Genomic DNA, 23,146 nt, shown 5'->3' with positions numbered 1-23,146 from the left:
GATGGAAGGGAGTTACAGCAGCGCCGACGGCTACTCGCTCGCGACTTGGCCCTTGGCAACCATGGTCTTCACTTCGTCCACCGCTTCGGTGAACCGCTTGTTGAGTAGTTCCAGTGCCTCGCCGTTCGAGCGCTGAATCAGATCGCTGATTTCCTGCATGTTGGCGACGGCGCGCTCATAGGCGCTCTTCAGCATATCCGCTTGGCGGATAGCCCGGCTCTGCGGCGGCTCCCCGGCGGTGAAGGAGCGCATGCCCTCCGTCAATTCCGCCATGGTCTGCTGCATGATTTCCATGTTGCGCCGGGCCACGGCCTGGGCGCCTTCCAGCGCCAGGCGATTGGCGGCGGACAGCGTTTCCAAGTTTCGGCGATGGGCGGCGAGCAATGCCTCCATATCCAGCATCGGCGGCACTTTCATCTCGGCAAACATCCGCGTGAATTCGTTCATTGCATTCGTGCCCATGCTGCTCATGCTGTCACCGATCATCTTGGCAGCGTTCACGCCAGCGTGTGTGCTGCTCGAGGGGTTTGTGGTCGAATCGTCGTTCATCGCCGCGTTTCCTCCTGGGGTTCGGCAGCGTTCTAATGCGCTGTCCTAGCTTAGGTTGGGCCTAGGTGAAGGCGCGGTCAATCGGGCTAGGCGGGCGATCCAGGGGGCTCGGCAGCAGGCGGCGGTGGTGGGTTGGACTGCACCATCCGGTCGGCGACTTCGTCCGGGTCGGGCGGCAGATCGACCACGCCTTCCAGCGGGTCATCAACCTCCATCTTGGTCTTTGACGCCACCAAATCGAACACGCGTTCGGCCTGATCCAAGGCCTTGTCCAGTGCGGCCATGGTGCCGGCCAGGTCGGCGCTCTCGTCGTTCTTCCAGGCGCGTAGGGCATACAGCCACACGCCGACCAGCGTCTTCGCCCGCACCAGCCCGCGCAGTCCGCCGGCGGGCAAGCCCGCCGCCTCCAGCATCCAGGCCATGCTGCGCAATGTCGCTGCGCCCAGCGTCATGGCCAGCAACGGCTGGGTTGGCAGCACCCGCATCAGGGCGACCATGCCCTCGCGATGCTGCTGCAGCACGTCGAACCGGCGCATCAGCAGGTCGAACATACGCTCCCGCGGGGTGGCTTCGGTGGTCGGCTCGGCCAGGGCGGCCGCATCCGCCATCACGCCAAAACGGTATAGCACCGCGGCCGGACCGGGGAAGCGCATGCGCGCCCGGTCCAGCGGCAGGTCGGCGCGGCGGGCAGACTCCACGATGCTCAGCCCCGACCAACCGGTTTCGGCGGCCTGGGCAAAAGCGGCGGCGACGAGGGCGGTATCGAATTCGGTATCGTTCATATTCATCACGTGGCGCCGTAGGCCGGATTTGCAAACCCGGCCAGAGACATTACGACGACAACTCGCGTGACCGTGCCGTTGCCGCGGCCACAGCACGGCTCATCGCGTCGGGCCATGCCGCGGGTGCCATCAGGACCCCTAGCGCGGCTTGGGTGGTGCCGCCCGGGCTGGTGACGGCCTGGCGCATGATCGCCGCGTCGTCCGTCCCGGCCGCTAGCAGCGCGCCCGACCCGGCGACCGTGCGCCGCGCCAGCCGCCGCGCCAGGTCCGGCGGCAGGCCCTGCTCGATCGCCGCCGCCTCCAGCAATTCGGCCAGCAGAAACACGTAGGCCGGCCCGCTGCCCGAGGTCGCGGTGATCGCATCGAGTTGCGATTCGTCCTCCACCCACGCCACCTCGCCAATCGATTGCAGCAGCCCATCGCACAGGCTGCGCTGCGCCGCCGACACGCCCGGGCCGGCGAATGCGGCGGTGAAGCCCTGGCCGATCGCTGCCGGCGTGTTCGGCATGGCCCGCACGATCGCAGACGCCCCGGTGAGATTTGCGATGCCGGCGCTGGTGCGACCCGCCATGATCGATACCACCAGCGCCTCGGCCGCGAATGGCGCGATGCCGGGCAGTGCCACATCCGCCATTTGCGGCTTCACCGCCAATACCACCGCATCGGGCCGGAACCCGGCCGGGATCGAAGCGGCCTCGGCCACGACGGCCACAAGATCGCCAGCCAGTCCGGCGGCGGTGGGACCCGGGTCCAACACATAGCTCGGCCCCAACCCGGCGCGACGCCAGCCATTCAACATGGCGCCGCCCATCTTCCCCCCGCCCAACAGCAGAACCGAGGGCAGCGGCCCGGACGAGGTCACGCCTCGCCCACACACTCCAGCATGGCGGCGGCCAATGCGTCGGTCGGCGTCTTGCCGCCCCAAAGGACGAACTGGAACGCCGGGTAGAACCGCTCACACTCGGTGATGGCGATGTCGACCATGTCCTCCAGGCTCTCCGCGGAGGCGCCACGGGCGCCGCGCAGCAGCACGGAATGGCGGAATAGCGGCATCCCGTCATCGCTATCCATGCCGAAATGGCCGATCCACAGCTTCTCATTCGCCAGGGCCAACAACTCGTATAGCGCCGTGCGATGGTTGGCCGGGACCTTCAGGTCGAATGCGCAGGTGAAATGCATCGCGCTGATTTCACGGGACCAGGAAAAATACAGCCCGTAATCGCACCACTTGCCAGGTGCCTCGGCAGCCATCTCGCCCTCGCTACGGCGATCGAAGGCCCAGTCATTATCGCCAACGATCCGTTCAAGCGCATCGAGAGGATTCGCGGCATGGTCGCTGGTTGTCAGGGATTGGACGGTCGGCATCATGGGGTCTCCCATCCTGGAGGAAGGCCTAACATTGATCGGCGTCAGAGGGTTGCGCCTTCGACTCGATACGTGACGAGACTACCGGGGCACAAACCACTGCTGCAAGCCCACTCGCAGCAGGGCCGCAACACGGATTGCTGCAGTTGCGCTCAGATGCCGTTCGGGTCGGGGAATTCCGGGTCCACCACTTCCACGCCGGCGATGGATTCGAGGGCTGCGACTCGTGCCTCCAACGCGGCGATGCGGGCCTCAGCGGCTTCTTGGCCCGCGCGGGCATGGGCGGCCATTTCTTCGACTGCCTCGAAATCTTCTCGTCGCACCAGGTCCAGCTTGCGAATTGCCTCGTCAAGGCGGGCGCGAATCGTGGCCTCGGCCTCGTCACGCAGACCCGTCAGCGCGGAAAAGGCGCCGCCGGCCACGCCGGCAAGGTCGTCGAAGAAACGCGGGCGTTCGGTCATGGCGAGGTCTCTCCTGGTCCGGAATGCGATATAGGCATAGTTCGGGCAGTTTGCACGGCGGGGTGGATGTGTTTGGGTGCCGCGTATGGCGACCATCATGTCCGGCAAACCACTCGTGCTCACCATGGGCGACCCGGCCGGTATCGGCGGGGAGATCACGGCCAAGGCCTGGCGCGCGCTCGCTGGCGCCGGGCCGGGCTTTGCCATCATCGCCGACCCGTTCTGGATCGGGGCGCTGGACGTGCCGATGGCCGTCATCAAGTCGCTGGACCAGGTGGCCGACGTGTTCGCCTCCGCGCTGCCCGTGCTCGCGCTGTCGCTGCCCGAAATTCCCCATGCCGGCCGCCCCGACCCGGCAAACGCCCCGGCGGTGATCGCCAGCATCGAACGCGCCGTGCGCCTGGTGCAGGCAGGCGAGGCGGGGGCGATGGTCACCAATCCCATCAGTAAGGCCGTGCTGTATCAGGCCGGCTTCCCGCATCCCGGCCACACCGAGTTCCTCGGCGAACTCACGGGCGGGACGCCGGTCATGATGCTCGCCTGTCCCCATTTGCGGGTGGTGCCGGTCACGATCCATGTCTCCCTCCGCCGCGCGCTGGAGGGGGTGACGACCGAGGCGATCCTGGCCACCGCCCGCGCCACCCACGCCGCACTGCGCCGCGATTTCGGCATCGCCGCGCCGCGCCTGGCCGTGGCCGGGCTGAACCCGCATGCTGGCGAGCAGGGCGCCATGGGAGTGGAGGAGATCGAGACGATCATCCCCGCCATCGCCGCGCTTCAGGCGGAGGGGATCGACGCGACCGGCCCCTATCCGCCGGACACGATGTTCACCGACGCCGCCCGCCCGACCTACGACGCCGCGATCTGCATGTATCACGACCAGGCGCTGATCCCGTTGAAGACACTGGACATGGCGGGTGGCGTCAACGTGACCCTGGGCTTGCCGATCATCCGCACATCGCCGGACCATGGGACCGCGTTCGGGATCGCAGGCCAGGGCGTGGCGGACCCGGGCAGCCTCATCGCGGCGATTCGGATGGCGGCGGAACTAGCACATCGAAGGACGGCAGCATGATCCGGTTGGGCGTCAACATCGACCACGTGGCCACGGTGCGAAACGCCCGCGGTGGCGAGCACCCGGATCCAGTGGCCGCGGCCTTGTTGGCGATCGAGGCCGGCGCTGACGGCATCACCGCCCATCTGCGGGAGGACCGGCGCCACATCCGCGATGCCGACATCGACCGGCTGAAGGCGGCCATTACCAAACCATTGAACCTGGAGATGGCCGCGACCGAGGAGATGGTCGCCAACGCCATCCGCGTTCGCCCCCACGCCGCCTGCATCGTTCCGGAACGCCGTGCCGAAGTCACCACCGAGGGTGGGCTGGACGCCGCCGGCCAGATCGATGCACTGCGCCCGATGGTGACGGCGCTACGGGCCGCAGGCATTCGCGTCTCGCTGTTTATCGACCCAGACATCCGCCAGTTACAGGCCGCCGCGTCGCTGCGGGCCGACATCGTGGAACTGCACACCGGCGCTTATGCCGAGGGCAAACCAAACGAACTGGAGCGCCTGCGCAACGCTGCCGCAGCCACCACCGGGCTGGGTTTGGAATGCCACGCCGGGCACGGGCTGACCTACGCCAACGTGCAGGCCGTCGCAGCCTTCCCTGAAGTGGTGGAACTGAACATCGGGCACTTTATCATCGGTCAGGCCATCATGGACGGCCTGACCACGGTCGTGCACTGCTTCCGCACCCTGATCGCGGAGGCGCGTTAGCGCCCGGCGGAGGGGCCTATATGCTCCTCCACGATGCGGATGTTGCGTAGGTTCGCCTTCAGGGCGACGTCGAACATATCGCCGAGGATCGGGACGGATCCGCCAGCGACTTCCAGCACGATATTGCCCAGCATGCGCGCCAGCTTGGCATTCGGCACGCCCATCGCATGCGCTTGCTGCACGATATAGAGCGAGATCAGCCCTAGAACGGCATCGCCCGCGCCAGGCGCCAGACCGATCACGCTGTTCAATCCGAATCGAAACTTCGTGCCAGGAATGTGGAACGCGGCATCGACCAACCATGCGATTCGCCGCATGCGGGCGAGCCGCATGGCGGGGCTGAGACCATATGTGCTGTGTGGTTGCGTGTAGTAGGCGGCTGGCATCTGCGGCATCCCCCCAGGTTCGGCGCGTTTCGGGCCCGGCGCATCTGATGTGGGCTGGGCAGAGGGTCAAGACGCGACGCGAAAAATCGGATTGACGGTGCGTCGAAACATCGTTGACACTCTAATCGCAACGAAACTTCGGGAAATACTCTACATTTAACGCCTTGCAACCGGAGTATTAGTCAGACTGTGCCGAACCACCTCGATGGCCAATGATGACCTCGACACACGACACTCTGGTCTTGATCGAACCCGGTGTGGGTTCGGCGGATTACGGCCGGTTGATGGATGCGTTGCGCGACGGATCCGGCGCCCTGCGCGGGTTTGGTCATTTCCCCGACGCCGTCGCCCGCCTGCACGCGATTGAGGAGGAGGAGCGGGAGGCCGCACGGCTCTGCGAGGAAGCCAAATTCGACCTCCAGGAAGACCGCATGCTCAGCGTCTTCCGCGGCCTGGGCGCACGGCCCGGCCAATCCGTCGCTGGCAACATCATCTGGGCCAGCTGGCGCATGTTCGGTGGCGAGGATGAGTTCACCAAGACGGTCTTCCGGCTTAAGCGCAAGCAGTTGCTTGCCCAAGGCATTGGCCGCGCCGGCGTCAGTCTTACCGATGCAGGGTTTGCAAGGCTGTCCACACTGTAATCGCGCGGCCCGTTGGCTAGGCGAGGGCTGCCCCGCGGCGCAGTCTCGTGACATGAACATGGCGATCCTATCGGCGGCAGGCGCGGGTCTGCTAGCCGGGGCGATGAACGCGGTGGCAGGCGGCGGCTCATTTGTCACCTTGCCTGCCCTGGTGGCGGCAGGCGTTCCCCCGGTGCTCGCCAACGCCACCAGCACGGTCGCGCTATTCCCCGGCAGCCTGGCCGCCGCCTGGACGATGCGCGCCGGGTTGCGCCCGTTCGAGGGCGTGGGCTGGGCAGCGATGGCCGCCACTAGCGTCGGCGGCGGCCTGGCGGGTGCGTTGCTCCTGTTGATAACGCCGGATGTCACCTTCGGCGCGCTACTGCCCTGGCTGCTGCTATTCGGCACCCTGGCATTCACATTCGGCCGCCAAGCGGGCGCGCGGCTGCGCCGGGTCATCACGCTGGGCCCGGCAGCCCTGCTGGCAGCTCAGTTCGTGCTAGGCATGTATGGCGGCTATTTCGGCGGCGCCGTCGGCATCACCATGATGGCGGTCTGGAGCCTGTTCGGCACCGGCGACCTGCGCGCGATGAACGCGGCGCGGGTGCTGCTGGTGGTGGCGGCGAATGCCACCGCGGTGCTGTGCTTCATCATCGCCGGCCGAGTCGCCTGGGCGCCGGCGCTGGTGCTGGGGGCAACCGCGATCCTCGGCAGCTACGGGGGCGCCCGGCTGGCCCGGTCCGCCGACCCGGTGACGCTGCGCCGCATGATCATCGGGCTTTGTTCTGCCATGACGGTGGCGTTCTTTGCCCGCGCTTATCTGTTTTAGGCCGGCAGCGCGCGGATCCGGCGCATCAGCCACAATCCCAGCACCGTCGCGGCGACGAACAGCACCGCGGCCAGGATCAACTGCTCGTTCCGGTCGACCCGCACCCCGCCACCCAGCAAGGCGAACACGATGGTTTGCGGCAAATAGCCGATCGCGGAGGCCAACAGGAACGGCGCCATCGCCACCGCGGACACGCCCGCGAGCAGGCTCAGCAGGATGTTGCTGCCCACCGGCAGCAGCCGCAGCGTCAGCGTCGCACCGAACGGGTGGCGGCTGAGCTGCTGGTCCAGCCGGGCCAACCGCCCCTTGATCCGCCGCATCGCCCATTGCCGCGCCACCAGCCGCGCCCACAGGAAATCCACCGCGCAGCCGCCCAATTCTGCCAGCAGCGCGAACAGGCAGCCGGCCCAGGTGCCAAACCCCAGCCCCGCGGCATACGCCACCACCTGCCGCGGCACGCCGACCGCGCAGGCCAACGTGCCCACCAGCACGAACACGGTCGGACCCGCCTGCGCCGGGGCGTCCAACGCATCCCGACCCCACCCGCTCCGCAGTGCCAGACCGGCCAGCAGCAGCCCGCCCAGCAACAGCGCCGGCTTCCACATCACCCGCCCGCTTTGCCCCAGCAGGCTCAGCGCCCGTCCTCCACCGGCTCGACCACTGGCTGATTGCCGCGGCGTTGCAGCCAGTAGACGCCGGCCAGGTCGAAGATGCCGACCCACAGCCGGTCCAGCGTACCGTAATTGGAGGTGCCGCGGGTCCGGGGGCGATGATTCACCGGCACCGACTCGACCCGGCCGCCCGCGCGGATGAACAGCGCGGGCAAATACCGGTGCATATGATCGAAATGCGGCAGCGCCAGGAATGCGTCGCGGCGGAACAGCTTCAGCCCGCACCCCGTATCCGGCGTCGCATCCCCCAGCAGCCGCTTGCGGATGCCGTTGGCGAGGCGGGAGGCGAGGCGCTTGGTCTGCGTGTCTCGCCTGGTCACCCGATGCCCGGCGATCAGCACCAGATCCGTCATGGCCTGGGCGCGGGCCAGCAGCGCCGGAATATCCGCCGGATCGTTCTGCCCGTCGCCATCCAGCGTCGCGATCCAGGTGCCACGCGCGGCGCGCACGCCGGTGACGATGGCGGCACTCTGCCCACAGCTGACCCGATGGCGGCGCATGGTCACTGGCGCGGTAGCCTGCGCCTCCAGCAGTTTTTGTGGGGTTGCATCGGTGCTGCCATCATCCACGTATACGATCTCGTGCAGGACCGTCGCCAACGCGGCCTCGATCTCAGCCACCAATTGGGCAATATTATCTGCCTCGTTGCGTACCGGGACGACTACGGACAGGGTATAGATGGGTTGGGTCATCGGGCCGCGGCAGGTAGCACTCACGCGATCATGCCGGCAAGCCGTGGCCAGAGGTTAAAAGCCTGGGGATAGAGGTGCTGGATGCCGTTCGACCTGGATAGCCGGCAGACGCGGCTGGAGACTCCGCGGGACCGGCAGGACCGGTTGATGGTGTCCGGCTGGCTGTTCGCGGTTTGCGCGATGACGCTGGTGATGATCGTCCTGGGCGGCGCGACCCGCGTCACTGGATCGGGGCTGTCGATCATGGAGTGGGCCCCGGTCTCCGGCGCCTTGCCTCCCTGGTCGGATGCAGAGTGGCAGCGCCTGTTCGCCCTGTATCAGAAGATCCCCCAGTACCAGTTGGTGAACGAGGGCTTCGGTCTGGCCGGGTTCAAGCACATCTTTTGGCTGGAATGGACGCACCGGCTGTGGGGCCGGCTGATCGGGATCGTCTTCATCGTCCCGCTGATCGTATTGGGCCTGCGCGGCGCTATCCGCCGCGATCTATGGTTGCGGCTGCTCGGGTTCTTCGTGCTGGGCGGGCTGCAGGGCGCGGTGGGCTGGTTCATGGTCGCCTCCGGCTTCGCCGCCGACAGCACGGCGGTGTCCGCCTATCGCCTGGTGGCGCATCTGGTGCTGGCCTTGGCGCTGTATGTCGCCATCCTCTGGACCGCCTTGGGCGTGCTGCGACCCGGCAGCCGCCGCATCGCCAGCAGCCGCGCTTTCCGCCGGCTGGGTCTGCTGTGCGCGATCCTGTTGCCAGTCACCATCGTTGCTGGCGGCTTCGTCGCCGGGCTGCATGCCGGGCTGATCTACAACACCTTCCCACTGATGGGCGGCAGCCTGGTGCCACCCGACTACGCCGACCTGCACCCGTTCCTCCGCAACTGGACCGAGAACCTGGCCGCCGTGCAGTTCGACCATCGCCTGCTTGCCACCGGCACCGCGATCGCCGTACTGGCCACCGTCGCAGTCGGCTTGCGCGCCGCCCTGCCGCGCATCGTGCGCCTGGCGGTGTTGGCGACGGGGGGGCTGGTGCTGCTGCAATACAGCCTCGGCATCGCGACCCTGCTGGGCATGGTGCCAATCGACCTTGCCGTGTCCCACCAAGCGGTTGCGGTCTTGCTGCTGACGGCGCTGACGGTCACGATCCATTTGGACCGCCGCCTTCCATGACCGGCGGCTTTCGTGCTGGCTGCCGCATCCTATATTCTCAGAACCATCTCATTTCCTGATCGGATCCGCCATGTCAGCATCGCTCTCCCCCCTGGCCGAGACCGACCGCCTGTTCTTCGAGCGGGATGACGCCGCGCTCGATCGCGGCGCCGCCGAGCGGATCGTGGCGGAGGCGCTGTCCGGTTGCGACGATGGCGAGCTGTTCCTCGAATACCGGGAGAGCGAGCAGATCTCGCTGGATGACGGCCGCATTCGCCATGCCGGATTCGAAAGTGGCTCCGGCTTCGGCCTGCGCGCGATCTTGGGCGAGGAAACCGGCTACGCCCATGCCGGTGAAATGTCCGAAGCCGCGCTGCGCCGGGCCGCGGCCACCGTGTCCGCGGTCCGTGCTGGGGCGAGCGGCGTGGCCGCCGAGCCGCCGCGCGCGAGCAACGCCCGCCTCTACGCCGACGTGAACCCGCTGGGCGAGATGGAATTCGGCGCCCGAACCGCCATCCTGGCCGAGATCGACGCCTACGCCCGCGCCAAGGACCCGCGGGTGAAACAGGTGATGGCTACGATGTATGGCGAGTGGCAGGCCGTGCAGGTGATGCGCGCCGATGGCCGCCGCGTGGCCGATCTACGCCCTCTGGTCCGGCTGAACGTCTCCGTCGTCGTCGAACAGGATGGGCGCCGCGAAACCGGCGGCCACGGCACGGGGGGCCGCTTCGGCTACAGCCGCCTGCTGACGCCCGAAACCTGGCGCGCTGGCGTGGATGAGGCATTGCGCCAGGCCCTGGTGAACCTCGAGAGCCGCCCTGCTCCAGCGGGCGAGATGGAGGTCGTGCTCGGCTCCGGCTGGCCTGGCATCCTGCTGCATGAGGCGATCGGCCACGGGCTCGAGGGCGATTTCAACCGCAAGAAGACCTCCGCCTTCTCTGGCTTGCTGGGCCAGCGCATCGCCTCCCCTGGCGTCACCGTGGTCGATGACGGCACCCTGCCGGACCGTCGTGGCAGCCTGACGGTCGATGACGAGGGCACGCCCTCCGGCAGGATGGTGATGATCGAGGACGGGATCTTGAAGGGCTTCATTCAGGACCGGCTGAACGCCAGGCTGATGGGTGTCGCCCCCACCGGCAACGGTCGCCGCCAATCCTACGCCCACGCCCCGATGCCGCGGATGACCAACACCGTCATGATGGCCGGACCCTACGCGCCCGAGGAAATGATCAAGTCGGTGAAGCGCGGCCTGTATGCGGTGAATTTCGGCGGCGGCTCGGTCGACATCACCTCGGGCAAGTTCGTCTTCTCGGCCAGCGAGGCCTACCTGATCGAGGATGGCAAGGTGACCGCCCCGGTGAAAGGCGCCACGCTGATCGGCAACGGCCCGGATGCGCTGACCAAGGTGACCATGATCGGCAACGACCTCGCCCTAGATGCCGGGATCGGCACATGCGGTAAAAACGGGCAGGGCGTGCCCGTCGGCGTGGGCCAGCCGACGATCAAGCTATCGGGGCTAACGATCGGTGGCACTGCTTAAAGCGTTGGCTACAAAATTGCATAATCCTACCCTTTTGAACGGATCTTTATCGAAACCCCGCGTTGGATTGGCATGGGCATGTATTCAAAGCTGACGATTTTATCGTGCTGTGCAGCCATTGGATTGGCGATATCGGCACCCTCCCACGCAGATGAGCGGGCGTGTCCCACCAGTAGCCCGCCCCCTGTCGCAGTCCCAGCGATCAAGAAGCGCCTGACCAGCAACAAGGAAGTGCTGATCGTGGCGCTCGGCTCCTCCAGCACGGAGGGTTGGCGCGCCACGACGCCGGCCAACACCTACCCAGCACGCCTCCAGTCGGACCTTGGTGTGGCCTACCCGCTCGCGCATTTCGCGGTCATCAACCGCGGCATCGGCGGCGAGGACGCGCTGGAGGAAATGGGGCGGATGGACAAGGACGTCATCTCCCTCCGGCCCGACCTCGTAATCTGGCAGGTCGGCGCCAATGGTGCGATGGCGCATTCCGACCCGGCAGTGTTCCGCAAGCTCGTGTCGACCGGGATCGAGCGGTTGAAGGCACTGAACATCGATGTGGTGCTGATGGACAATCAGCGTTCTCCGAACATCCTCGCCTCACCGGAGCACCTGGTGCTGGAGCGGATCCTGTCGGAACTGGCCGTTCAATACCGTGTGTCCCTGTTCTCGCGCGGCGCCCTGATGGATGGCTGGAAGCGTGAAGGCGCCAATTACGATCAGTTCCTGTCCGACGACAGCGTCCACATGAACGATCTGGGCTACCACTGTACGGCGGACGCACTCTCCTCCGCCATCGTCGCCGGGCTGCATGCGCCGGACCCACCGGCGATAGCGAAGACCACCACGCCTGCCGTCAGTTCGCCAGCTTCGGCGAACCCTGCATCGGGCAACCCGGTCGCCAACCCTACGGTCCACGCCTCGAAATAACGCCCTAGCTGTTCTCCGGCTTCGCTGCGGCGTGCAGGTATCCGAATTGCGGGTGCCCGCCGCCCAGCGTAGCGGCCGTGGTCTCGCTTGCCATCGCGCGGTTATAGGCCCGCAGGATCGCCGGCGGGGCGACCTCATCCTCTGTCAGGAACAGCCCCCACCGCCGCGCGACCAACCCGAGTGAGCGCTGGCTGGTCAACACCGAATATGGGATCGCCAGCAGCAGTCCAGGCAGCAGCGAGGCGGACCAACCAAGCACCGTGCCACCCGCCGTCAACGCCACGCCCAGCCAAACCAGCCCGGTGAGCGCCGGCATTCGCATGCGATGGAACGCCTCACCCCAGGCGACGCCGCGATCGTCCCGCGGCTGCGCATCCCATTGCACGGACCGGCCCAGCACCATCATCAGAATAAACCGCGTGTAGAACATCAGCAGTACGGGCGCGCTGGCCATGGCCGAAGCCTGTTCCAGCAGGGCGCTCGCCAGCAATCGCACACGGCCACCAAACAGCGCAGCGGTCTCGTCGTCCGCCAGTGCCATGCCGAGGCTGCAGAGCTTGGCAGCATACAGCAGCAGGAACGTCAGCAGCACAAACCCGGCGCTGGCAAGCCCTGGAGTGCCCAACAAACGCGCAACGAACTCCCCACCCAACAGTGCATCCAGCAGCGCCAGCGCAGTAAATGCGAATAGCAGCGGGCCCGAGAGGTAGTTCAGCACGCCCAGCGCCATGTGGTAGCGACCGACCGGGCGCAGGCCATGCATCGGCAGCACGCCCAGATGCTGCAGATTGCCCTGGCACCACCGCCGCTCCCGCTGGGCGAAATCGACCATGTTGGCCGGCAGCGCCTCATAGCTCTGTCCGAGCGACGGCAGCATCCAAACCTGCCAACCACCGCGACGCATCAGCCCCGCCTCGACCACATCGTGGCACAGGATCTCCCCGCCAAATGGCTCCTTGCCCGGCAGCACCGGCAACGCGCAATGCTCCACGAACGGGGCAATGCGGATGATGGCGTTGTGGCCCCAGTAATTGCTGTCGTCTTGCTGCCAGAACGCCAGGCCATCCACCAGTAGCGGCGTGTACAACCTGGCGGCAAATTGCTGGATGCGGGCGAACAGCGTCTCGCGCCCGACAGCATAGGGCACCGTCTGGATCAGCCCGGTGCGCGGGTTGGCGTCCATCAGCCCGATCATGCTGGCAATCGTCTCGGCGCTCATCAGGCTGTCGGCGTCCAGCACCACCATGTACTCGTAGGCGCCCGACCATACGCTGCAGAACTCGGCAATGTTGCCAACCTTCCGCCGCGCATTGTCGGGCCGGCGGCGATAGCGAACCCGGTCGCCGAACAATTTGTGCACGCGGGCGAAGGACGCTGCCTCATCGACGCTCATACCGGCGTCGCGCGTGTCGCTGAGTACGAAGATGTCGGTGCGATCGATCTTCTGGTCGATCAGGGCGCGCGCCATCACCTCGACCGCGGCGAACACCGCCTGCGGATCCTCGTTGTAGACCGGGAACAGCACGGCAGTACGGCTCGCGCCCCCGGGGGCGGCTGCCACGAGGCGGGTGCGCCGGAACAAACGAGCCAGCGCACCGAGCACGCCGGGCACGCCGGTCACGCCAAGGAACAGCAGATTGGCGAACAGCAGCAGCAACAATGGAATCCGCAGCACCGCCGGCGTCCCCACCGTCAGCACCGCAGCCAGCCCGGTGGCCAGCAAAGGCAAGCCCAAGGCCGGCACGACGAACGCCAGGCGGCGGGCACATATCCAGGTCGGGCGGAGCCGGGCCGTTTCTGCGGGGGCTAGAAGAAGGTCGGGGGCCGCATGAGTGGGCGCTGGGATCATCTCGACCTATGCAATGGGGCAGCTGGAGAAACGCAGAAATGCCATGTAGTTATGGCACGACAATGTGTTCCGCGCGTGGCCGCATCTTGGTTGGAATAGGACTGCGGATACCATCGCCTGGCCGAAAAGCAAACCAAGGCGCGGCTAGGCGGCGTCCGCCAGCATCTCCAATCCCTCACCGAGGTAGCGCTCGGCCGGTGTCCCGCCACCCTCCCGCCTGGCGAAGCTGCGCAGCGCGCGGGCAAGTTGCTCCGCCCCACCGAACTGGAACCCGATCTGGCTGGCATAGGCCTGCGCCGCGAGGATCTTCCGGTCCAAGGCCGCGGTGATATCGATCGATTCCTCCTCCTGCTCCGGCAGGACGGGCAGGGGCACCGCCTCTGCCTCCCGAATCGCGTAGGGCGTGTCGCGGTAGAATGCCAGCCGGTTGGCGGGGAAACTCTCGACCACCGCAGCGGTGACATGCTGGTGGTCCACGTGATTGCCCAGCCCCTGCGGTGCCAGCACCAGCGTCGGCTCGAACTCCGCCCGCAATGCCCGCATCTGCGACGTCAACACCAACGCGACGCTATCCTCGCTCAGCACATGGCCGAACAAGGCTTTCGCCGAATGGTAACCACGATGCGGCGCCTCCAGCAGGCCCATCCAGCGCGTTTCGGTGAAGGACAGAATTGCAGCGGCGGCCCGGTCTTCTTCCCGCCGCACCGCCATGTAATCGACGTCCGGCGCCAGCCCTTTGTCCAACTGGCACGCCAGCGCAAACCCCGCCGCCGGCACCACCGATCCAGTGAACACGGTCACCAGGACCGTTCTCCACCCGCGATCAGCCAGTAACCCGGCCAATCCCCCGGCAGAAAAGATCGCATCGTCGAGGTGCGGCGAAATAAACAGTGCTGTTGGCATGGGGCCTACAGTAGATGAGGTTCGGCTCTGAAACGACAGGGCGTTATCGGGAGTTCCACCGGCCAGTCCAAATCCGGCCTCGACCCGATCATCGCAGCATACACCTCCATGATCTGACGCCCCACTGCCTGCCAGGAATAGATCCGCCGGCATTCCTCGAACCCGGCGTCTGCCAGCCGGGTGCGCTCGGCCATGTCGGTGATGATCGTGCGCAAAGCCGCCGTCAGCGCCGGAATGTCACCTGGATCGGTCAGCAGCCCGTTCTCGCCATCGCGAATGCAATCGATCACCCCGACGGAGCGGCAGGACACCACTGCCAGCCGGCTAGCCATCGCCTCCAGGATCGTGTTGGAGAACCCTTCGGCATAGGTGGGGGACACGAAGATGTCGGCCTTGCGATAGAGCTCCGGCACCTCGGCATAGTCGATATACCCGGTCATCCGGGCATGGTCGCCAAGGTTGAGCGCGATGATCTTGGCCGCCGTCTCGTCATAGGTCGGCCCAATGCCGGAGATCAGCAACTCGAACGCCAACCCCTCCGCCGCCAGGGGCGCCAGCGCGTCCAGCATGTCCAACACGCCTTTTCGCGCATCCACCCGCCCGTGATACAGCAGCACCGGCGGCCCACCGGCCGAGCGATCCCCGGGGGTGAAGCGGCTCACGTCCACCGCGCCCGGCACGATGGTGAACCGCGCCGGGTCGGTGCCCAGCCGGTGGGTGACTTCCTCGGCAAACGACTGGCAACCGATCAACACCGACCCGGCGTGGTCCAGCACCCTTACCATGGCGATCCGGTGAGTTTCGCAGCAGGACCCGACCCAGTGCCCATCGCCGCCCTGGATGGACACGACATTGGGCACGCCGGTTTCGCGCGATGCCTCCAGCACAGCCCAGCCGCAGGGATAACCGTATTGGGCATGCAGGATGTCGAACGGCTCGCGCGCATGCTCGGCCAGGATTGCCGCTTTCATGTTGGCGACGTCGGTTTCGAAATCGCCGTGATCCTGCTCACCCACCTGTTCCAGCCCGATGACGCGCACGCCGGGCACCGGAGGCGGGGGGCCGCCGCCGTACACCCGGATCCCCAGCGCGTCCCCGCGATACTGGCTGATCATGGTGACGTCATGCCCGGCCGCGACCAGCTCGCGCAGCAGGTTCAGCGCATACACGCTCATGCCGGAGATCGCCGGGAAGAACCGGCGGGAGACGAAGCAAATTCGCAACGGGGTGTCCTTCAGGGCAGCGCGGCGCGCAGGGCGGCCAGCGAGTCGGGAATCATGGTATCGGCGCGATGGCTCTCGCGGGACAATTCGACGCAGATTAGCTTCTGGAACCCAATCTCGGTCAGCGCCGACAGCACGGCTGGCACATCCATATCGCCCTCGCCGAACGGCAAATGGATATGCGCCCCTCGCTTCATATCCTCGATCGTGACGGTACCGAGGTCGCCGGCAAACTCCCGCACCGCCGCAGCAGGGTCGCGTTCGCCCGTCACCAGGCAATGTCCGGTATCTAGCGCCAGTGTAAGGCCCGGAATGCCCAGGGCGCGCCAATCGTCCAATGTTTCGATCAGCATGCCGGGCTCCGGCTCCAGCGCGGCAACGACGCCCATGACTTCGGCGCGCTTGACGATCTCGGTCACACCCTCCAGCAGCCAGCCCCCCGCTTGCTCGGCCGTGACGCCCGGCTTCGGCACGCCGGCCCAGAAGCTCATCGCCTCGCCGCCGGTCTCCGCAACCACGGTCAAGGCTCGGGTCAGGAAATCTACCCGGCGTGCCCGGCCATCCGCATCGGCCGACAGCAGCGTCGGCTCGTGTTTCGCCCGCGGGTCCAACAGGAAGCGCGCGCCGGTTTCCACCACGCAGCCCAAATTCAGTGCCCGCAGCCGGGCGGCGACGTGGCGGGTGTTCAGCAGGAAATCCGGATCGTACGGATCCAAATGATGGATATCGAGCGTCAATGCCACGCCGTCATACCCGGCCTCGGCAATCAGTGTCAGCGCATCATCAAGGCGATGGTTGGCCGCACCATTGGTGTTGAAGGCGAAGCGGAGTGTCATGCGCGTTTCTCGATCGCGATCGGGGCGCTGTGTACTTCAGGTTCGCGATACAACGGATAAAGCCGTCCGACGATCCGGTCCACCGCCGCCACATCCAGCCACGCCGCCCCGCCCAGCCGCTCCGCCGCACCGGCCGGCAGACGCACCGGCAGCGCACCCGGCGGCGGCGCGCCAAGGCCGACCAGCGGCGAGTTCCGCTCCATCAACTTGCGCACCCCGCGTTCGCCGATCCGATGATAGCTCATGGTTTCGACCTCCAGCCCCGGAACGATAGCCTTTACCACATGCACATCCCGCGCACCCGACGGCGAGAAATCAACGAACAGCACCTCCATGCCAGCCGCCGCAAACCGCCGGGCCAATTCGGTGACCAGGGGCGTGCCGGACAGCGGGCCATCCCATGTCGGCAACTCGTCGAACCGCTTCGTCGCCCGGCGGGACAGCACCGTATCCGCCATATAGCCGCGCAACGTCGGCGCATCGCTGCGGCACCAGGCCATCATCTCGCGCAGCGCCCGGCTCTCCTCCCCATCCAGCGAGTGGTAGGATCGGAAACGTTCCAAATACCCCGGCGGCGCGATGTGTGCGATCTGCGACAGCGGCGCATGGCTGAACATCTTTCGCACCCGCGCGGCGGCAAATTCGAACAATGCCTTGCGCAACGCCTGCTCCCGATCGACGGAGGCTGCTTCCCCCGCCGCCGTCAGCATGATCGGAAACGGCGCCGAGGCATCGCGCTCGCCCCCCACGCAATACACCCCGGCCACGCCAAACTCGTCGGAGGCGAATTTTGGAATCACGTCGATATTCAACGCTGCCAACCGGTCCAGCAGCGCCCGGGTGCGCGGGTCCGCCGGGCCGTCGCCCAGATCCAGCGCGATGCCGCGATCCAGCGCGCGAAAACCGGTGCCGTTGCCGTCCCGTTGCAGCAACTCGCAGATGCCGTGGCCGATGGCGAAATCCAGCGTCGGCCCGGCGCCCAGCCCGTTGGTAATCGGCGTGATGAACGGCTGATAACCCGGCGTGAAATCCCCCACCGAACACCCGGCGATCTCCGTCGGCACCAGCACGCTCTCGCCACTCGGCCAGCGTTGCGCCGGCACCCATTCCAGCACCGTGTCGTGGTCGACCGGACTGCCAGCGGGCAGCGTCAATGTCAGCGGATCGGCAATGCCGCGCACGCCGAGTTCGGCTGCCAGTGCGGCGTAGCTGCCGATGCGGCGGGGGAAGCGCGCGATGGCGCCGGCTGCATGCACCGCCTCCGCCAACTCGCCCGTCGTGCCGATGATCGCCTCCGCATCGGTGGTGCCATAGCCCACGCCGTGCGGGGTGACGCCATGGAATCGTGTGCCGTCGCTGTTGAGGAAAATCGCGTTCCAGCACGCCACGCCCGTTCGATCCAACGGCGCCAGGCTGAACAATTCCACCCGGCCCGGCGGCATCGATTCGATGTAGGCAGCGGCCGCATCGGGGATATCGGCAGGCAAGAAATGCTGGGTCATCGTGCGATCTGGATCGGCGAGGTGAAAGGCGGCCCGGCGATCAACTCGTCGAACAGCGCCAACGCCGCCTTGGTGCTGGTGTCGGTAGCGTACTCGAACGGCGTGAACACGGTGGTGAAGTCCAACTGCTCATACACCGCACGATACCGCCGCACCTCGTCGCGGGAGAGCGGGATCTGCTTATGATACGCCTTGTGGCAGGAGATGCGCTGCGCGCTTCCATCGGCGTCGAAATCGATCTTCAGCGAATCCCCGGCGAACACGGCTTTACGTTCCCGATCATAAAGAATGGCATGGCCATCGTAATGCCCGCCCGTGTGATGTAGGCTTAGGCCCGGCCTGATCTCGAAAACATCGTCATAGGGCAGGGTGACGTGCATCGCCTTGGTCCATTCCAGATCGTCTTTCTGGATCAGCAATGCCGGGTTGAACGCCTCCTGCAACTGGAACAGCGCGCCATAACCATGCGGATGCGACGCCGCCAGGAACCGGATGCCGCCGAGTTCGCCGATCTTCGCCAATTGCGCCGCGTTGTAATAGGGCGCCGCTTCGAACGCGACATTCCCATCCGGGTAAGTCAGCAGCCAGCCATGACTGTCCAGCCCGAAGCGGGGGGTAGACCAGAACTCCCACACGCCAGGAATGGCCTCGCGCCAATGATAGTCCAACGTCGGCGCCACTTGCTCCGGCGTCACGAACTCCCACCCGTTTTCCGGCAGGTCGTTGCGCACATCGGTACAGATCGGACAGTTCGGCGGCACGGCGAAGTATTTCTGCCAGTGACCGCAATTGGTGCAGGCATAGGGTTTAAGCGGCATCGGTCAACTCCGGCCGGGCCTGGCGTTGCGCACGCAGAACCAGGTCCATGATGTGCAAATCGTGCAACGGCGGAAAAGCAAAATCCTGCCCGGCCAGCAGCGCCGCCGCAAACGCCTCCACCTGGTTCAGAAATGGGGAGCGTTCGGCGCCCGGCACCACCAGCAACTCAGTGGCGCCCGTAGCCGCGTGCGTCAGTTCCAGCGTGCCACCAGGCGTCTGGCCCAGCGTATCGGTGGCGACGATCTGCGCGGTGGTGCCCAGCACCTCCAACCGCCGGCGCGGATACGTCTCCGGGCAGTTATACGCGACGTGCAATTGCACCAGCGCCCCGCCAGCTGCCTGCGCGATCAGTACCGCGCCATCTTCCACCGCGTAAGCATGCACCTTGGACTGCCCCATTGCCGCGATATCGACCAACCGATCACCCAGCAGGAAGGATGCGAGATCGAGCCCATGCGGTGCCAGGTCGATCAGCGCGCCACCGCCGGCGCGGGCTGGGTCGATACGCCAATTATCGCCCTGGAAATCCGCACCGACCCAGCAGCAATAGGCAATCCGGATGGCGGTCACATTGCCCAACGCGCCGTCCCGCACCAGCCCGGCCAGATGCTGGTGCGCCGGATGAAACCGCTGGTCGAACGCGGTGGCGTAGGCAACCCCCGCACGGGCACACGCATCCACCATCGCCTGCGCATCCGCCATGCTGGTCGCCATCGGCTTCTCGCACAGCACCGGCACGGCCGCCGCCGCGGCGGCTTCGACCAACGCGCAATGCGCGTCGTTTGGGGAGGCGATGTAAACCGCATCGATCGCACCGAAAAACGCATCCTGGTCTGCGTAGGCCCGCGCCATCGGGAACAGCCCCGCGGCCCGCGACAGGGACGCCGCGGACACATCGTAAAGCGCCGCCAACGAGCCGTTGCCCGACGCCACGATCGCCGGTGCCACGTAGTCCCGCGCCACCCAGCCGCACCCGGCGATGCCCCAGCGAATGCCCATCACCACCGCTCCGGCAGATCGACGAACACGCGTTGCCGGGCCAAGCTGTCGACGGCCACGCTCCCAGCGACAGCGTGCTCCGCCGCGTGGCTATGCGACGGATATGTGGCGAGCGGCCCATATTCGGTCGCATACCGCTCGCTCGGCCATGCGATTTCCCCGCCCTGATACAGCGGGTTGCGACGCAACGCAGTGCCCGGCGTCGGGTCGGTCAACGGCCCCGTTGCCAAACCCGGCGCTGCCGTGCCGACGGCCAGCGCGATCGCCGGTGCCGTCGCCAAGTCGTGCAGTGTGGAAATGCGCGGCACACGCCCCGCTACCAACGCCGCGGTCAACTCACGGTCGTCGAACATGTCGGGCGCCGGGAACATCGCGGCGTAGGTCGCCGGCTCCATCGGCTCCCCGGCCGAAAGATTATCCACCAGCGCGTTGTGCATATGCCCCACCAAGATCCGCGTGCCCACGCGCAGCATCTCCGCCGCGACATCGCGTTTTTCCGGCAGAAAGTAGAACGCGTCGTGGCAGAACAGCAGATCGGCGGCGCGATGGGCGAACGGCCAGGGGGACGCCGCGTCGAAACATACCAACGTCGCCAGCGGCGCGATCCAATGCCGGGCCAGCCACAATTTGGCAAACACCAAATCCCCGCCAATAACCTCCGTCGCATGGCCGGCAAACGCACGCAGAAAATGCCCGGCGCCACATGCCAACTCCAGCACCGACCGCGGCGCCCCCCAATACGACTGCGCCAATGCCAGCCCGGACAGGAACGTCGGGTCCGTCCAGCGATGCGCGAAATAGGTGCCGACCGGGCCGAACGCCAGTAAGTCCATCGCCGCCCGGAAGCTCAGCGTATCCCGCCCTGCAATCACCTCCCGCCGGGCCTCGTCGGTGGGCGGCGGCGTGCGGGCCCAGCCATCCTGGTCACCCAATAACGTCACCAACGCGCCAGTAGCATCGCCCGAATCCAGGCACGCCAGCACCTCACCCGCCAACGCCCGCCGATCCGCACGCAGGAACGCGATATCATCCACAACCGGCCAACGCTCACCCGCGGCGGAAAGGCTGTGGCCGGCTCGGGTCAGCACACGGCCCGTTACCGGGCTGCGCAGGATCACGGCAGCCCGGCCTCCGCCAACACCACCTGGTGAAATGCCTGCAACGGGCCTGCATGCACCAATTCGAGATCATCCAGCGCCTGCGACGTGGTGAAACCGGCAACCCGGTCGTACTGCCGCATCTGCAACACCCGATCCATCACGTCGGCCGCATTGAACGCCCGGCCCTCGGGTGTCTCCGCGTCCCCGATCGTCACCAGCGCAGCGCGCACGGTAATCTCCACCGGCCCCGCCAGCGTCGCCAGCTCCCGGTCGAACAGCCGCCGCATCAGCGGCCCCAACTCGTCGCCCAGCAGGATTTCGCCCGCAAACCCGCTATCCGGCAGCATGGCATTGTGCAGATGATGCGCCATGCCCGCCACGAACGCTGTCGACGGGTCGGCGCCATACAGCCCGGCGAGCACCGTGCCCAACACCGCCACCACCAGGCAATGGTCGCCGTGGTTCTCCGGTGGCTCCAACACCAGGCGCGGCTTGCCAGGGCAGGTGGCGCCCGCACGCGGCTGACGAATCAGCGCCTCCGCAAACGCCGGCGCGGGAGAGGCGGCCATATCCCGCCCCAAATGCTCCCGCAACGCGCTCCGCAACGCCGGTGCGACCGGCCCGGCAACCTCATCGAAGCTCCGCTGCAAAATCGCCAACGGATCGGCCACCCCAGCCGCCGCCAACACGCCCCGATCGATCCCAGCCAACCGGGCCGCCGCCAGCGCATCCGCGGTGGTGGACAGCGCTACCGCCCGAGCATCCTCGCCGGCCGCCAGCCGCCCCCATGCCCGGCGGAACGCCCGCACCGCAAGGCTGTCGGGGGACGACGCGTCCCGGATCCGCTTCAGATCACCCAGTTCTGCTGCCAGCGGGGTAAGCGCACCCACCCCGCCAAGAGTACCGCCGCCATCCATCAGGCGGCGTTCAGCCAATCCAGCAGATTGCTCTGCTGCACCGGGAAGGAGTGCTCCTCCCGCCGGCCCGCCGGGGTCATCGGCGCCTTGAAGAAGATGCCGAGTTGCTCCTGGATCCCACCCTTGCCGCGCTGCTTCGCCAGATCCAGCACGCGCGCGATCTCGATCACCAGCGGTGCGGCCAGGATGCTGTCGCGGCAGAGGAAGTTCACCTTCATCTGCATCTTCTGGCCCATGAACCCCACCAGATCGATGTTGTCCCAAGCCTCCTTATTGTCGCCACGCGGCTTGTAATACTGGATGTTCACCAAGTGATCCTCCACCGGATATCCCAGGATGTCGTCCAATACCGACCCCTTGGTGTTCAGCTTGGACCGCAGGCTGTCGGCGTTATCCAGCGCCAAGCCGTCTCGGTTGCCCAGGATGTTCGTGGAAAACCACCCCTCCACATACAACGACCGCGCCCGGAACGCCGGCGCCAGCACGGTCTTGATGAAGGTCTGTCCAGTCTTTCCGTCCTTGCCCGCGACAGGGACGTTACGCTCGTCCGCCAGCCGTGTCAGCGCCGGAATATCCGCCGCCAGGCTCGGGGTGAAGTTGCCATACGGCACCCCCTCCACGATAGCGGCATAGGCATACAGCATCGCCGGGCTAATCGCCGGGTCGCTGGCGTCCAGCCCACACTCGAACGCCGCGGCTGTCTGCAGCACTTCCAGCTTCAGGTCCGGCCACCGCTCGACCGAGGCAAGGTTGATCATCACCACGTCGCCCACGCCGGTCGACTGCCGATAATTGCGGATGTCGCTCCGGATCTGGTCCACCGCATCGCGATGGCTGCCGCCAATCTTGTTGGTGCCATCGACATTCTTGCAAAAATCGACGCTGCCCACCGCCGGCCACGGCTTCACCGTGGACAGCACGTCCTCCACCATCTCGGTCTGGTCACGGTCCAGCACCCGGTGTTCACGCACCGCACTCGCCAGGTCCTCGCCATGCAGGTCCCACCCAGCAAAATGGATGTTGCGATACGGCGCCAGCCCCGCGGTCCCGACATTCGCCAGCGGCAAGCCCGCCAAATCGTTGGACCCAGCCCGCAGCATCTCGATACCAGCCACCGCGGTGCTGGCAACCGCGCCGCCAAGTCCTACGACGAGCACGCCCAAATGCCGCGCCGTACTGGCTGCGTCGAGGCCGGAATCAGGCATTGTGTAGTTCTCTTCTAGGTTCATCGGCAGACGAGGGCTTCGCCGCCGCAATGGTTCGGAATGA

The 23,146-nt window shown here is 66.5% G+C and carries 25 protein-coding genes; 7 read left to right on the top strand and 18 right to left on the bottom strand.

Annotated elements, in window-relative coordinates:
- Positions 1 to 30: 30 nt before the first annotated feature.
- From GSQ76_RS07390 to GSQ76_RS07370, 5 genes are all read right to left on the bottom strand, one after another.
- Complete coding sequence (locus GSQ76_RS07390; protein WP_254070288.1) at positions 31 to 549, bottom strand: phasin family protein; 519 nt, start codon at positions 547 to 549, stop codon at positions 31 to 33.
- An 86-nt stretch (positions 550 to 635) separates the two neighbouring features.
- On the bottom strand, positions 636 to 1,337 hold the full coding sequence (locus GSQ76_RS07385; protein WP_158743264.1) for a TetR family transcriptional regulator: 702 nt from the start codon (positions 1,335 to 1,337) through the stop codon (positions 636 to 638).
- Positions 1,338 to 1,380: 43 nt separating this feature from the next.
- On the bottom strand, positions 1,381 to 2,193 hold the full coding sequence (gene proC / locus GSQ76_RS07380) for a pyrroline-5-carboxylate reductase (protein WP_256366969.1): 813 nt from the start codon (positions 2,191 to 2,193) through the stop codon (positions 1,381 to 1,383).
- The gene (locus GSQ76_RS07375) at positions 2,190 to 2,696 is read right to left on the bottom strand and encodes a YbjN domain-containing protein (protein WP_158743297.1); all 507 of its coding nucleotides are present in this window, start codon (positions 2,694 to 2,696) and stop codon (positions 2,190 to 2,192) included. The genes proC and GSQ76_RS07375 overlap by 4 nt, the downstream gene beginning before the upstream one ends.
- A gap of 152 nt (positions 2,697 to 2,848) precedes the next feature.
- Complete coding sequence (locus GSQ76_RS07370) at positions 2,849 to 3,157, bottom strand: accessory factor UbiK family protein (protein ID WP_158743263.1); 309 nt, start codon at positions 3,155 to 3,157, stop codon at positions 2,849 to 2,851.
- A gap of 97 nt (positions 3,158 to 3,254) precedes the next feature.
- Here GSQ76_RS07370 and pdxA point away from each other — a divergent pair, with 97 nt between their 5' ends.
- The gene (gene pdxA / locus GSQ76_RS07365; protein WP_158743262.1) at positions 3,255 to 4,232 is read left to right on the top strand and encodes a 4-hydroxythreonine-4-phosphate dehydrogenase PdxA; all 978 of its coding nucleotides are present in this window, start codon (positions 3,255 to 3,257) and stop codon (positions 4,230 to 4,232) included.
- Complete coding sequence (locus GSQ76_RS07360; RefSeq protein WP_158743261.1) at positions 4,229 to 4,936, top strand: pyridoxine 5'-phosphate synthase; 708 nt, start codon at positions 4,229 to 4,231, stop codon at positions 4,934 to 4,936. Before pdxA ends, GSQ76_RS07360 begins: the two co-directional genes overlap by 4 nt.
- Here the strand turns inward: GSQ76_RS07360 and GSQ76_RS07355 are convergent.
- A complete protein-coding gene (locus GSQ76_RS07355) occupies positions 4,933 to 5,322 on the bottom strand; it encodes a DUF4112 domain-containing protein (RefSeq protein WP_158743260.1) in 390 nt (129 codons plus the stop codon). The two genes, GSQ76_RS07360 and GSQ76_RS07355, sit on opposite strands and share 4 nt — an antisense overlap.
- Before the next feature lie 212 nt (positions 5,323 to 5,534).
- Between GSQ76_RS07355 and GSQ76_RS07350 the strand changes: the two genes are divergently transcribed.
- Entirely contained in the window at positions 5,535 to 5,963 is a 429-nt protein-coding gene (locus tag GSQ76_RS07350; RefSeq protein WP_158743259.1) for a hypothetical protein, read from the top strand.
- Positions 5,964 to 6,015: 52 nt separating this feature from the next.
- Positions 6,016 to 6,771 carry a sulfite exporter TauE/SafE family protein gene (locus GSQ76_RS07345; RefSeq protein ID WP_158743258.1) on the top strand — a complete coding sequence of 252 codons (756 nt, stop codon included), beginning with the start codon at positions 6,016 to 6,018 and terminating at the stop codon, positions 6,769 to 6,771.
- On the opposite strand, the gene GSQ76_RS07340 is transcribed toward GSQ76_RS07345, so the two are convergent.
- Together GSQ76_RS07340 and GSQ76_RS07335 are read right to left on the bottom strand one after the other, a co-directional pair.
- A complete protein-coding gene (locus tag GSQ76_RS07340) occupies positions 6,768 to 7,376 on the bottom strand; it encodes a TVP38/TMEM64 family protein (RefSeq protein ID WP_158743257.1) in 609 nt (202 codons plus the stop codon). The two genes, GSQ76_RS07345 and GSQ76_RS07340, sit on opposite strands and share 4 nt — an antisense overlap.
- 26 nt (positions 7,377 to 7,402) lie before the next feature.
- Positions 7,403 to 8,134, bottom strand: coding sequence for a glycosyltransferase family 2 protein (locus GSQ76_RS07335; protein ID WP_158743256.1), 732 nt, complete (start codon positions 8,132 to 8,134; stop codon positions 7,403 to 7,405).
- A gap of 81 nt (positions 8,135 to 8,215) precedes the next feature.
- Here GSQ76_RS07335 and GSQ76_RS07330 point away from each other — a divergent pair, with 81 nt between their 5' ends.
- The 3 genes from GSQ76_RS07330 to GSQ76_RS07320 all read left to right on the top strand — a co-directional run bounded on the left by GSQ76_RS07330 (position 8,216) and on the right by GSQ76_RS07320 (position 11,729).
- Positions 8,216 to 9,289: a COX15/CtaA family protein gene (locus tag GSQ76_RS07330; protein WP_174247302.1), complete on the top strand. Its 1,074-nt coding sequence runs from the start codon at positions 8,216 to 8,218 to the stop codon at positions 9,287 to 9,289.
- A 70-nt stretch (positions 9,290 to 9,359) separates the two neighbouring features.
- Positions 9,360 to 10,808, top strand: coding sequence for a metalloprotease TldD (gene tldD, locus GSQ76_RS07325; RefSeq protein WP_158743255.1), 1,449 nt, complete (start codon positions 9,360 to 9,362; stop codon positions 10,806 to 10,808).
- 123 nt (positions 10,809 to 10,931) lie between these two features.
- Positions 10,932 to 11,729, top strand: a complete 798-nt coding sequence (locus tag GSQ76_RS07320; RefSeq protein WP_254070287.1) for an SGNH/GDSL hydrolase family protein — start codon at positions 10,932 to 10,934, stop codon at positions 11,727 to 11,729.
- 4 nt (positions 11,730 to 11,733) lie between these two features.
- On the opposite strand, the gene mdoH is transcribed toward GSQ76_RS07320, so the two are convergent.
- From mdoH to GSQ76_RS07270, 10 genes are all read right to left on the bottom strand, one after another.
- Positions 11,734 to 13,578: a glucans biosynthesis glucosyltransferase MdoH gene (gene mdoH / locus GSQ76_RS07315; protein WP_158743253.1), complete on the bottom strand. Its 1,845-nt coding sequence runs from the start codon at positions 13,576 to 13,578 to the stop codon at positions 11,734 to 11,736.
- Positions 13,579 to 13,722: 144 nt separating this feature from the next.
- The gene (locus tag GSQ76_RS07310) at positions 13,723 to 14,481 is read right to left on the bottom strand and encodes a PIG-L deacetylase family protein (protein ID WP_158743252.1); all 759 of its coding nucleotides are present in this window, start codon (positions 14,479 to 14,481) and stop codon (positions 13,723 to 13,725) included.
- 5 nt (positions 14,482 to 14,486) lie between these two features.
- Entirely contained in the window at positions 14,487 to 15,704 is a 1,218-nt protein-coding gene (locus GSQ76_RS07305; protein ID WP_158743251.1) for a glycosyltransferase family 4 protein, read from the bottom strand.
- 11 nt (positions 15,705 to 15,715) lie between these two features.
- Entirely contained in the window at positions 15,716 to 16,540 is an 825-nt protein-coding gene (locus GSQ76_RS07300; protein WP_158743250.1) for a sugar phosphate isomerase/epimerase, read from the bottom strand.
- Positions 16,537 to 18,042, bottom strand: coding sequence for a YcaO-like family protein (locus GSQ76_RS07295; protein WP_158743249.1), 1,506 nt, complete (start codon positions 18,040 to 18,042; stop codon positions 16,537 to 16,539). The genes GSQ76_RS07300 and GSQ76_RS07295 overlap by 4 nt, the downstream gene beginning before the upstream one ends.
- Entirely contained in the window at positions 18,039 to 18,860 is an 822-nt protein-coding gene (locus GSQ76_RS07290; RefSeq protein WP_158743248.1) for an MBL fold metallo-hydrolase, read from the bottom strand. Before GSQ76_RS07290 ends, GSQ76_RS07295 begins: the two co-directional genes overlap by 4 nt.
- Positions 18,850 to 19,860, bottom strand: coding sequence for a Gfo/Idh/MocA family protein (locus tag GSQ76_RS07285; RefSeq protein WP_216850943.1), 1,011 nt, complete (start codon positions 19,858 to 19,860; stop codon positions 18,850 to 18,852). The genes GSQ76_RS07290 and GSQ76_RS07285 overlap by 11 nt, the downstream gene beginning before the upstream one ends.
- Positions 19,860 to 20,978, bottom strand: coding sequence for a class I SAM-dependent methyltransferase (locus GSQ76_RS07280; RefSeq protein ID WP_158743246.1), 1,119 nt, complete (start codon positions 20,976 to 20,978; stop codon positions 19,860 to 19,862). The genes GSQ76_RS07285 and GSQ76_RS07280 overlap by 1 nt, the downstream gene beginning before the upstream one ends.
- Positions 20,975 to 21,895 carry a hypothetical protein gene (locus GSQ76_RS07275; protein ID WP_216850942.1) on the bottom strand — a complete coding sequence of 307 codons (921 nt, stop codon included), beginning with the start codon at positions 21,893 to 21,895 and terminating at the stop codon, positions 20,975 to 20,977. The genes GSQ76_RS07280 and GSQ76_RS07275 overlap by 4 nt, the downstream gene beginning before the upstream one ends.
- Positions 21,877 to 23,082, bottom strand: a complete 1,206-nt coding sequence (locus GSQ76_RS07270; protein ID WP_158743245.1) for an inositol-3-phosphate synthase — start codon at positions 23,080 to 23,082, stop codon at positions 21,877 to 21,879. Before GSQ76_RS07270 ends, GSQ76_RS07275 begins: the two co-directional genes overlap by 19 nt.
- Positions 23,083 to 23,146 lie beyond the last annotated feature (64 nt).

Source organism: Acidisphaera sp. L21, assembly GCF_009765685.1.
In the GTDB taxonomy this organism is placed as follows: Bacteria; Pseudomonadota; Alphaproteobacteria; order Acetobacterales; family Acetobacteraceae; genus LMUY01.
The sequence above is the reverse complement of the archived record's forward strand: the minus strand, read 5'-3'. Positions and strand labels throughout refer to the sequence as shown.

What these genes read in the sequence shown, in the direction of transcription:
- GSQ76_RS07390 (WP_254070288.1), bottom strand. Translation starts at nt 549, where the DNA reads ATGAACGACGATTCGACCACAAACCCCTCGAGCAGCACACACGCTGGC.
- GSQ76_RS07385 (WP_158743264.1), bottom strand. Translation starts at nt 1,337, where the DNA reads ATGAATATGAACGATACCGAATTCGATACCGCCCTCGTCGCCGCCGCT.
- GSQ76_RS07375 (WP_158743297.1), bottom strand. Translation starts at nt 2,696, where the DNA reads ATGCCGACCGTCCAATCCCTGACAACCAGCGACCATGCCGCGAATCCT.
- GSQ76_RS07370 (WP_158743263.1), bottom strand. Translation starts at nt 3,157, where the DNA reads ATGACCGAACGCCCGCGTTTCTTCGACGACCTTGCCGGCGTGGCCGGC.
- pdxA (WP_158743262.1), top strand. Translation starts at nt 3,255, where the DNA reads ATGTCCGGCAAACCACTCGTGCTCACCATGGGCGACCCGGCCGGTATC.
- GSQ76_RS07360 (WP_158743261.1), top strand. Translation starts at nt 4,229, where the DNA reads ATGATCCGGTTGGGCGTCAACATCGACCACGTGGCCACGGTGCGAAAC.
- GSQ76_RS07355 (WP_158743260.1), bottom strand. Translation starts at nt 5,322, where the DNA reads ATGCCAGCCGCCTACTACACGCAACCACACAGCACATATGGTCTCAGC.
- GSQ76_RS07350 (WP_158743259.1), top strand. Translation starts at nt 5,535, where the DNA reads ATGATGACCTCGACACACGACACTCTGGTCTTGATCGAACCCGGTGTG.
- GSQ76_RS07345 (WP_158743258.1), top strand. Translation starts at nt 6,016, where the DNA reads ATGAACATGGCGATCCTATCGGCGGCAGGCGCGGGTCTGCTAGCCGGG.
- GSQ76_RS07340 (WP_158743257.1), bottom strand. Translation starts at nt 7,376, where the DNA reads ATGTGGAAGCCGGCGCTGTTGCTGGGCGGGCTGCTGCTGGCCGGTCTG.
- GSQ76_RS07335 (WP_158743256.1), bottom strand. Translation starts at nt 8,134, where the DNA reads ATGACCCAACCCATCTATACCCTGTCCGTAGTCGTCCCGGTACGCAAC.
- GSQ76_RS07330 (WP_174247302.1), top strand. Translation starts at nt 8,216, where the DNA reads ATGCCGTTCGACCTGGATAGCCGGCAGACGCGGCTGGAGACTCCGCGG.
- tldD (WP_158743255.1), top strand. Translation starts at nt 9,360, where the DNA reads ATGTCAGCATCGCTCTCCCCCCTGGCCGAGACCGACCGCCTGTTCTTC.
- mdoH (WP_158743253.1), bottom strand. Translation starts at nt 13,578, where the DNA reads ATGATCCCAGCGCCCACTCATGCGGCCCCCGACCTTCTTCTAGCCCCC.
- GSQ76_RS07310 (WP_158743252.1), bottom strand. Translation starts at nt 14,481, where the DNA reads ATGCCAACAGCACTGTTTATTTCGCCGCACCTCGACGATGCGATCTTT.
- GSQ76_RS07300 (WP_158743250.1), bottom strand. Translation starts at nt 16,540, where the DNA reads ATGACACTCCGCTTCGCCTTCAACACCAATGGTGCGGCCAACCATCGC.
- GSQ76_RS07295 (WP_158743249.1), bottom strand. Translation starts at nt 18,042, where the DNA reads ATGACCCAGCATTTCTTGCCTGCCGATATCCCCGATGCGGCCGCTGCC.
- GSQ76_RS07290 (WP_158743248.1), bottom strand. Translation starts at nt 18,860, where the DNA reads ATGCCGCTTAAACCCTATGCCTGCACCAATTGCGGTCACTGGCAGAAA.
- GSQ76_RS07285 (WP_216850943.1), bottom strand. Translation starts at nt 19,860, where the DNA reads ATGGGCATTCGCTGGGGCATCGCCGGGTGCGGCTGGGTGGCGCGGGAC.
- GSQ76_RS07270 (WP_158743245.1), bottom strand. Translation starts at nt 23,082, where the DNA reads ATGCCTGATTCCGGCCTCGACGCAGCCAGTACGGCGCGGCATTTGGGC.